Genomic DNA, 9044 nt, shown 5'->3' on the forward strand with positions numbered 1-9044 from the left:
AGGGGAAGAGGGGAGAATAACCGCGTGATCAAGAAAATCCTCATCGCCAATCGTGGCGAGATCGCCTGCCGGGTCATCAAGACGGCGAAGAAGATGGGCATTGCGACGGTTGCCGTCTATTCGGATGCTGATGCCAATGCTTTGCATGTGAAGATGGCGGATGAGGCCGTTCATATCGGTCCGGCGCCCTCGTCGCAGTCCTATATCGTCATCGATAAAATCCTTGCTGCGATCGAGAAGACCGGGGCTGATGCGGTGCATCCCGGCTATGGCTTCCTGTCGGAGAACGCTGCCTTTGCCGAGGCGCTGGAGAAGGCGGGTGTGATCTTCATTGGCCCGCCGGTCGGCGCTATCCAGGCCATGGGCGACAAGATCACCTCCAAGAAGCTAGCGGCGGAAGCCGGTGTTTCCACCGTGCCCGGCCATATGGGGCTGATTGGGGATGCAGATGAGGCGGTGAGGATCGCCTCCGAGATCGGTTATCCGGTGATGATCAAGGCCTCGGCCGGCGGCGGCGGAAAGGGCATGCGCATCGCCTTTAACGATGCGGAGGCGCGCGAGGGTTTCCAGTCGTCAAAAAACGAGGCGAAATCTTCCTTTGGGGACGACCGCATCTTCATCGAGAAATTCGTCACCCAGCCGCGCCATATCGAAATTCAGGTGCTGGGCGATCAACACGGCAATATTCTTTACCTTGGCGAGCGAGAGTGCTCTATCCAGCGCCGCAACCAGAAGGTCATCGAGGAAGCGCCATCGCCCTTTCTTGATGAGGCAACGCGCAAGGCCATGGGCGAGCAGGCCGTGGCTCTGTCGAGAGCAGTTGGTTACCATTCGGCCGGAACGGTGGAATTCATCGTCGATGGCGAGCGCAATTTCTACTTTCTGGAAATGAATACGCGCCTGCAGGTGGAACATCCGGTAACGGAACTCGTCACAGGCATTGATCTGGTCGAGCAGATGATCCGCGTGGCATCAGGCGAAAAGCTGTCCTTCGGGCAGACCGATATAAAGTTGAACGGCTGGGCAATCGAAAGCCGGCTTTATGCCGAAGACCCCTATCGTAATTTCTTGCCCTCCATCGGCCGGTTGACACGGTATCGCCCGCCGCAAGAGGGCGAGCAGGAAAACGGCACCGTGATCCGCAACGATACCGGCGTCTTCGAAGGCGGTGAAATCTCGATGTATTACGATCCGATGATCGCCAAGCTTTGTAGCTGGGCAAAGGATCGTGAAACCGCCATCGATGCCATGGGGCAGGCGCTGGATCGTTTCGAAGTGGAGGGCATCGGCCACAATCTGCCGTTCCTCTCGGCTGTCATGCAGCACGAGCGTTTTCGGGCCGGCCGTCTTACGACGGGTTTTATCGCCGAGGAATTTCCGGAGGGCTTTTCCGGGGTCGAGCCCGATGAGGCCTCCGCGCGCAAGCTCGCAGCCATCGCCACCGTTATCCACCAGCGGCTTCAAGACCGTGCGGTCGAAATTTCCGGTACCATTGGCAATCATCGTCGCATTGTCGGTCAGGACTGGGTGGTTTCGCTTGGTCAATCCCGTCGAAGCGTCAGCGTGGAAACCGGTGCTGAAGGCATGGCAATCCTTTTTGAGGATGGTGCTGCGCTGACGGTCGCTACCGGCTGGCTTCCCGGCCGCAGCCTTGGCCTGTTCACGGTGGCGGGCGAGGTGATCGCCGCCAAGGTCGATCTTGCCGGTGCGGCGGTGCGCCTGCGCTGGCGCGGCATGGATGTTCTCGCCCATGTGCGTAGCCCGCGCGTGGCGGAACTGGCGCTGCTGATGCCGGAAAAGCTGCCGCCCGATACGTCGAAACTGTTGCTCTGCCCGATGCCGGGCGTCATCACCGGGATCTCGGTTGGCGAGGGGGACGAGGTGGAAGCCGGTCAGGCGCTGGCGACGGTGGAGGCAATGAAGATGGAAAACATCCTGCGTGCGGAAAAACGCGGCCGGGTCGCCAAAGTGTCGGCAAAGCCGGGCGATAGCCTCGCCGTGGATGAGGTCATCCTCGAATTTGAATAGGGCTTGATACCGTTTTTGAGGAACGGATGAGGGGCGGAGCGGGTTACGGGGTAGGCTGGATTTCGGTCACGATCACCAGTCACAGTACTGAAAATGAAATGCAGAAGGGGAGATATGCATGTCGGGTGAAAAAACGGTGCGGGATTGGCTGCAGCTTGCCGAAAAAGAGCTGAAGCGTTCACCGGATGCACTCGTCTGGCATACGCCCGAAGGCATTGACGTCAAACCGCTTTACACGGCCGATGACCTGAAAAAGGCTTCACATCTCGATGGCCTGCCGGGCTTTGCACCCTTCACGCGCGGCCCGCGCGCCACCATGTATGCCGGGCGGCCATGGACGATCCGCCAATATGCCGGGTTTTCGACTGCCGAAGCTTCCAACGCCTTTTACCGCAAGGCGCTCGCCGCCGGCCAACAGGGGGTTTCGGTCGCCTTCGATCTTGCCACTCATCGCGGATATGACAGCGACCACTCGCGCGTTGAAGGCGATGTCGGTAAGGCGGGCGTAGCGATCGACAGCGTCGAGGACATGAAAATCCTGTTCGATGGCATACCGCTCGAAAAGGTCTCCGTCTCCATGACCATGAACGGGGCCGTCATTCCGGTGCTCGCCAATTTCATCGTTGCGGGGGAAGAGCAGGGTGTCTCGCGTGCCGCACTTTCCGGCACCATCCAGAACGACATTCTCAAGGAGTTCATGGTCCGCAACACCTATATCTACCCGCCCGAGCCTTCGATGCGTATCATTGCTGATATCATTGAATATACGGCGAAGGAGATGCCGAAATTCAACTCCATTTCGATATCCGGCTATCACATGCAGGAGGCAGGTGCCACGCTGGTGCAGGAGCTTGCCTTCACGCTGGCGGATGGGCGGGAATATGTGCGGGCCGCCCTTGCCAAGGGACTGAATGTCGATGATTTCGCCGGCCGCCTGTCGTTCTTTTTTGCCATCGGCATGAATTTCTTCATGGAGGCCGCAAAGCTGCGCGCCGCCCGCTTCCTCTGGTCGCGCATCATGGAAGAGTTCAAGCCGCAAAAGGCGTCGTCGCTCATGCTGCGCACCCATTGCCAGACATCCGGTGTGTCTCTTCAGGAACAGGACCCTTACAATAACATTGTCCGCACCGCTTTCGAGGCCATGTCCGCCGTGCTGGGCGGCACACAATCGCTGCACACCAATTCCTTTGATGAAGCCATTGCCCTGCCGACAGAATTTTCCGCCCGCATCGCCCGCAACACCCAGCTTATTCTCCAGCACGAAACCGGCGTCACCAAGGTCGTCGATCCGCTGGCCGGTTCCTACTACGTCGAAAGCCTGACTGATGAACTGGCGCAAAAAGCCTGGGCGCTGATTGAGGAGGTGGAGGCGCTTGGTGGCATGACCAAAGCGGTGGCCGAAGGCCTGCCCAAGCGATTGATCGAGGAGGCGGCCACGCGTCGGCAGGCGGCCGTGGACAAGGGCGAGGAAGTCATCGTCGGCGTCAACCGCTACCGTCTGGAAACCGAGGAGGATATCGACGTTCTCGATATCGACAACGCCGCCGTACGCGCCGCGCAAATCCGCCGCCTTGAGGACACCAAACGTCGCCGCGACGGCGGGGACGTCTCGAAGGCGCTGGCGGCATTGTCTGAGATTGCCCGCAGCGGCAAGGGTAATATTCTCGAGGCGGCAGTCGTCGCCGCCCGCGCCCGCGCCACCGTCGGCGAGATTTCCGATGCGCTGCGTGCTGTCTTCGGCGATTACGTTGCCGTGCCGGAAGTGGTGGAGGATATTTACGGCGAGGCCTACAAGGACGAGCCGGAGCTTGCCACGCTCGCTACGCGGCTTTCCGGCGTGGCAGAACGGCTCGGCGTCAAACCGCGCATCATGGTCGCAAAGCTCGGGCAGGACGGGCATGATCGCGGCGCGAAGGTGATCGCATCGGCCTTTGGCGATATCGGTTTCGATGTGCTGGCCGGGCCGCTGTTCCAGACGCCTGCCGAGGCAGCCGATCTTGCGGTTCAGAACAAGGTGCATGTGGTCGGCATGTCGTCGCTTGCCGCAGGCCACAAGACGCTCGCGCCGCAGCTTGTGGAGGCGCTCAAACAGAAGGGTGCCCAGGACATCATCGTCGTCGTCGGCGGCGTCATCCCACGCCAGGATTACCAGTTCCTGCTGGACCACGGCGTTTCGGCGATTTTCGGACCCGGCACCAATGTCATGGATGCGGCCAACAAGGTTCTCGATCTGCTCGAAGGCATCCGGCGCAACGCGTGAGAGGAATACGGCCATGTTCGGAAGATTGAACCACGTCGCCCTTGCCGTGCCCGATCTTAATGCCGCGGTTTCGCGATACAGGGCGCTTGGCGCTCAAGTTTCCGAGCCGCAATCCCTGCCCGAACACGGCGTGACAGTGGTTTTCGTTCAGGCTGACAATACCAAGATCGAACTTCTTCATCCGCTTGGAGAGAACTCCCCGATTACCGCCTTCCTCGAAAGAAATCCGGGCGGCGGCACGCATCATCTGTGCTTTGAGGTGCCGGATATTCTGGCCGTGCGAGACGATCTCGTCCAAAAAGGCATCCGCATTTTAGGTGATGGCGAGCCGAAGATCGGCGCGCATGGCAATCCCGTTCTCTTCCTGCATCCAAAGGATATGGGCGGCGTGCTTTACGAGCTTGAGCAGGTCACTCCGACACACGTCTGAAACACAGACCCCGTACCGACATCCCGAAACACGCTGGCGAAGTGATTCACCGGCGGCAGTTGCCGTTCGCTTGTGCTGAAAACATGGGTTTCGTTTGTTTTCTTTTGACATTCGTTTTGTTTTCGTTTTTATGACGATAATCTTTCAACGTAGGGGAAAATGGTCCCCGGCGCTGTCTTGGGAGGCCCTATGTCCGGCGAAAACATATTCGATCTTTTTGTCATCGGCGGTGGCGTGAATGGTTGCGGCATTGCCCGCGATGCCGTGGGTAGGGGCTATTCCGTGGCGCTTGCGGAAAAGGGCGATTTTGCCTCCGGTACGTCTTCGGCAGCCACCAAGCTCATCCATGGCGGCCTGCGTTATCTTGAACATTATGAGTTTCGTCTGGTGCGCGAAGCCTTGATGGAGCGTGAAATTCTGTGGGCCATGGCCCCGCACGTCATCTGGCCCATGCGCTTCGTCCTGCCGCTCCAGAAAGGCGGCGTGCGTCCGGCATGGATGGTCCGGCTTGGCCTCTTTCTTTATGACAACCTCGGCGGCCGCAAGCTTTTGCCGCCGACGCGCACGGTCGATCTTCGGCAAGACCCGGCAGGCAAACCTCTGAAGCCGGTCTTTGCCAAGGCTTTCGAATATTCCGACGGCTGGGTGGACGATGCCCGTTTCGTGGTTCTGAATGCGCGTGACGCGGCGGATCGCGGTGCGACGATCATGAACCGCACGCGGGTCGTTTCCGCACGGCGCGAAGGCGGCTTGTGGCTTATCGTGACGCTGGACGAAAAGACCGGTCGTTCAGCCACGCACAGAGCGCGCATGCTGGTGAATGCCGCTGGCCCATGGGTGGATAACGTGCTGTCCGGCGTGTTCGGCCGCAACGATGTGCGCAATGTTCGTCTCGTGCAGGGCAGCCACATCATCGTGCGCAGGAAGTTTTCCGATCCGCGCGCCTATTTCTTCCAGAACCCGGACAACCGCATCATCTTCGCCATTCCCTATGAGCAAGATTTTACGCTGATCGGCACCACGGACCGCGACTACAAGGGCGATCCGGCCAAGGTACGCATCTCCGAGGAAGAGATTTCCTATCTTTGCAATGCCGCCAGCGAATATTTCAGCGAGCCGGTGAAGCCGGATGATATCGTCTGGACCTATTCCGGCGTGCGCCCGCTTTTCGATGATGGCGCTTCAAAGGCGCAGGAAGCCACACGCGACTATGTGCTGAAGGTTGAAGAGGCAGAGGGCGAAGCGCCGCTACTCAATATCTTCGGCGGCAAGCTGACTACCTACCGGCGGCTGGCGGAACATGCTCTGGAAAAGATCGGCGCAGCCATCGGAGAAAAGGGCAAGCCCTGGACGGCGGGATCGTATCTGCCGGGCGGTGACTTCGGGGCGGAGAGATATGACGCCCAGGTGAGGGCGCTTGTCTCCCGTTACCCATTCCTTGATGGACGCCATGCCGAGCGGCTCATCAGAAACTACGGCACGAAGGCTGCGGAACTGCTCGGTGTCGCCACCGATGTTTCCGGCCTCGGCCGGCATTTCGGCGGCACACTTTACGAATGCGAAGTGCGCTGGCTGGTGGAACACGAATGGGCCTTTGCAGCCGAGGATATTCTCTGGCGGCGCACTAAACAGGGCCTGCGGTTGAGCAGGGACGAGGCTGCCGCTCTGGATGAATTCGTTTCCACGCTGACTGGTGTCAAGGAAAAGGGCGAAGCCGTGACGGAGCAGGCCTGAGCTTTTACGAGTTGTCCCGTCAGTTCCCCGAGTTCCTTGCCGCTCTTTCAGGGCCATCGGCGCTCAATATATAGTCGTCGGCGGCGGACAGAGCGTGTTCCATATGCCCTTCGAACACCAGTTCCGGTTCGTTGGGCGCGATGCCGATTTTTGGCATTCCGCCGAAGCGTACCGACTGCGATTGCGCAAGGCCATCGTGAAGGCCGATTTCCAGAAGATCGAAGTAGCGTGTGCCGGGGCCAGTGATGAAGACCGGCATATGGCCGTGCAGGCTGAACAGACGTGAAAGGCCGTTGCCGAGTGCAAGCCCGGCTGTGCGGAAGGCAAGCCGCGCCATGCGCCCGCCGGCGCGGGCGGAAGCGGCGATCTTGTCCACTTCGGCAATCGGCACGAATTTTGCCGGTTCCGCCTGCGGCGGGGCCTCGAATGCCGAACGCAGGATTGCATAAAACCCTGAATAGGCCTCGATACAGCCTCTGGTGCCGCAGCGGCAGAGGGCGCCATCGGCCAGATGCAGCATATGTCCGAAATTGGGGGCGCTAACCTCTATCCCGCCACCCGCGGCGCGGGCAATGCCGAGGCCAATGCTGTGGCCGAGCGACAGGGTGACAAGTGCCTCCGGTTTCGGGCCGTCCTTTGCCTGCTCCTGCATCCAGATGGCTTTTGCGGCCAGCAGCGTTTCGTTGTTCAGCGTCACGCGGATGCGGCCGTCCTGAGAAATGAGCTGCTGGAAATCTATCTTTTCGGTGCCGAGCACCGGCGACCAGACGAGCACCGCCGCTGCCGCGTCCACAAGCCCCTTGCTGCTGATCGACACCTGAAGAATGTCGTGCCGGTCGATGCGCGAACGGTCCGCAAGCCGTGCAAGGCCGGAGAGGATCGAGCCGCCGAATGACCCTTTTTCAGCCGTGATCCTCTGCTCGGTGAAGCGGTCCACCAGCTTGCCGGCATAGTCGACCAACGAATATTGCACGCTGTCGGACGAAATGATGACGATGGCGACGTGGCAGAAAGCACCATCAGGCCCAAAGAGGATGCGCGGCCGCCCGCGCCCGGCGGCGGCCAGCTGCTCTTTGCGCAGGATGAGGCCGGCCCGCTCGAGTTCCATGGTGATTGCGGAAACGGTGGCGGAGGCAAGCCCGGTGAAGGAGGACATGTCCGTATGGGATAGGCTGCCATGAAGGCGCAGCGCTGCCATCACCGACAGGCTGTTTTTCTGGCGCACCAGTTCCGTGCTTGCAATGGCGGACATGGGCTGGGGTATGCTCCCTGAACGGCTTTTTTCCTGTCGTGCTTATCCCCTCTGATGGCGCACGCCACGAGCAAGATCAAGGCACCCGGATGCTGCCCGCAGCCGTTGTTGACAGCATGGGGAATCTCTGACATTAATTTTCTCGACTGTCGAGAAAATTGTGAAATCACAGAGCCCGACAGCTTTTTCCGGGCGTTTTCCCTGCATGGAGGTGCAGGCTTCGCCCTTACCGGGAGGACATCATGAATTCGTTTGCCAAGCTTTTGGCGGGTACAGCTGTACTCGTTTCCCTGCACACCGCAGCCATTGCTGCTGATCTCGTCGTTGGCGTTTCCTGGTCCAATTTCCAGGAAGAGCGCTGGAAGACGGATGAGGCGGCAATCAAGGCAGCTCTCGACAAGGCCGGTGCGAAGTATATTTCCGCCGATGCGCAGTCGTCCGCCGCAAAACAGCTGACTGACGTGGAATCGCTGATTTCCCAGGGCGCCAATGCGTTGATCATTCTTGCGCAGGACAGCGACGCGATTGGCCCGGCTGTTGAAAAGGCCGTCGCTGAAGGTATTCCGGTGGTGGGTTACGACCGCCTGATCGAAAACAAGAACGCCTTCTACATCACCTTCGACAACAAGGAAGTCGGTCGCCTTCAGGCCGCCGAAGTCTTCAAGGTCAAGCCGGAAGGCAACTACGTCTTCATCAAGGGTTCGTCTTCCGATCCGAATGCGGACTTTCTTTTTGCCGGACAGCAGGAAGTCCTGAAGGCCGCTGTCGACGCGGGCAAGATCAAGAATGTCGGCGAAGCCTATACCGATGGCTGGAAGCCGGAAAATGCCCAGAAGAACATGGAGCAGTTCCTGACCAAGAATAACAACAAGGTCGATGCGGTCGTCGCCTCGAACGACGGAACGGCCGGTGGCGCAATTGCCGCTCTTGCCGCGCAGGGCCTCGCAGGTTCTGTTCCCGTATCCGGTCAGGATGCGGACTTCGCCGCGCTCAACCGCGTAGCCCTCGGCACGCAGACGGTATCTGTCTGGAAGGATAGCCGCGAACTCGGCAAGGAAGCTGCCGGCATCGCGCTGGAACTTGCGGGCGGCAAGAAGATGACGGAAATCAAGGGCGTTGCCGCTTTTGATGGCGGTCCGAAAAAAGTGACGATGCAGTCAGTCTTCCTCAAGCCCATCGCCATTACCAAGGACAATCTGAACGTCGTCATCGACGCCGGCTGGATCAAGAAGGAAACGGCCTGCCAGGGTGTAAAGGCCGGATCCGTCAAGGCCTGCAACTGAGACCGCTAGGTTGATGTTTGGGCGCCGGGCCACCTGTCCGTTGCGCGGCGTCCTTTA

At 59.7% G+C, this 9044-nt stretch carries 6 protein-coding genes; 5 read left to right on the plus strand and 1 reads right to left on the minus strand.

Features of this window, described 5'->3' with window-relative positions; translation table 11 throughout:
• Window positions 1–24 precede the first annotated feature (24 nt).
• The 4 genes from AC5SEO_RS01690 to AC5SEO_RS01705 all read left to right on the plus strand — a co-directional run bounded on the left by AC5SEO_RS01690 (window position 25) and on the right by AC5SEO_RS01705 (window position 6452).
• The gene (locus AC5SEO_RS01690) at window positions 25–2028 is read left to right on the plus strand and encodes an acetyl-CoA carboxylase biotin carboxylase subunit (protein WP_112191707.1); all 2004 of its coding nucleotides are present in this window, start codon (window positions 25–27) and stop codon (window positions 2026–2028) included.
• A 118-nt stretch (window positions 2029–2146) separates the two neighbouring features.
• Entirely contained in the window at window positions 2147–4288 is a 2142-nt protein-coding gene (scpA, locus tag AC5SEO_RS01695) for a methylmalonyl-CoA mutase (protein ID WP_003511304.1), read from the plus strand.
• A 13-nt stretch (window positions 4289–4301) separates the two neighbouring features.
• Entirely contained in the window at window positions 4302–4718 is a 417-nt protein-coding gene (gene mce, locus AC5SEO_RS01700; RefSeq protein WP_003511303.1) for a methylmalonyl-CoA epimerase, read from the plus strand.
• Between the two features lie 189 nt (window positions 4719–4907).
• Complete coding sequence (locus tag AC5SEO_RS01705) at window positions 4908–6452, plus strand: glycerol-3-phosphate dehydrogenase (protein ID WP_174068897.1); 1545 nt, start codon at window positions 4908–4910, stop codon at window positions 6450–6452.
• Between the two features lie 19 nt (window positions 6453–6471).
• Here AC5SEO_RS01705 and AC5SEO_RS01710 read toward each other — a convergent pair whose 3' ends face one another.
• Complete coding sequence (locus AC5SEO_RS01710) at window positions 6472–7704, minus strand: ROK family protein (RefSeq protein WP_162633627.1); 1233 nt, start codon at window positions 7702–7704, stop codon at window positions 6472–6474.
• Between the two features lie 242 nt (window positions 7705–7946).
• Here AC5SEO_RS01710 and xylF point away from each other — a divergent pair, with 242 nt between their 5' ends.
• Window positions 7947–8987 carry a D-xylose ABC transporter substrate-binding protein gene (xylF, locus tag AC5SEO_RS01715; protein WP_003511300.1) on the plus strand — a complete coding sequence of 347 codons (1041 nt, stop codon included), beginning with the start codon at window positions 7947–7949 and terminating at the stop codon, window positions 8985–8987.
• Window positions 8988–9044 lie beyond the last annotated feature (57 nt).

Source organism: Agrobacterium sp. K11, from assembly GCF_059429395.1.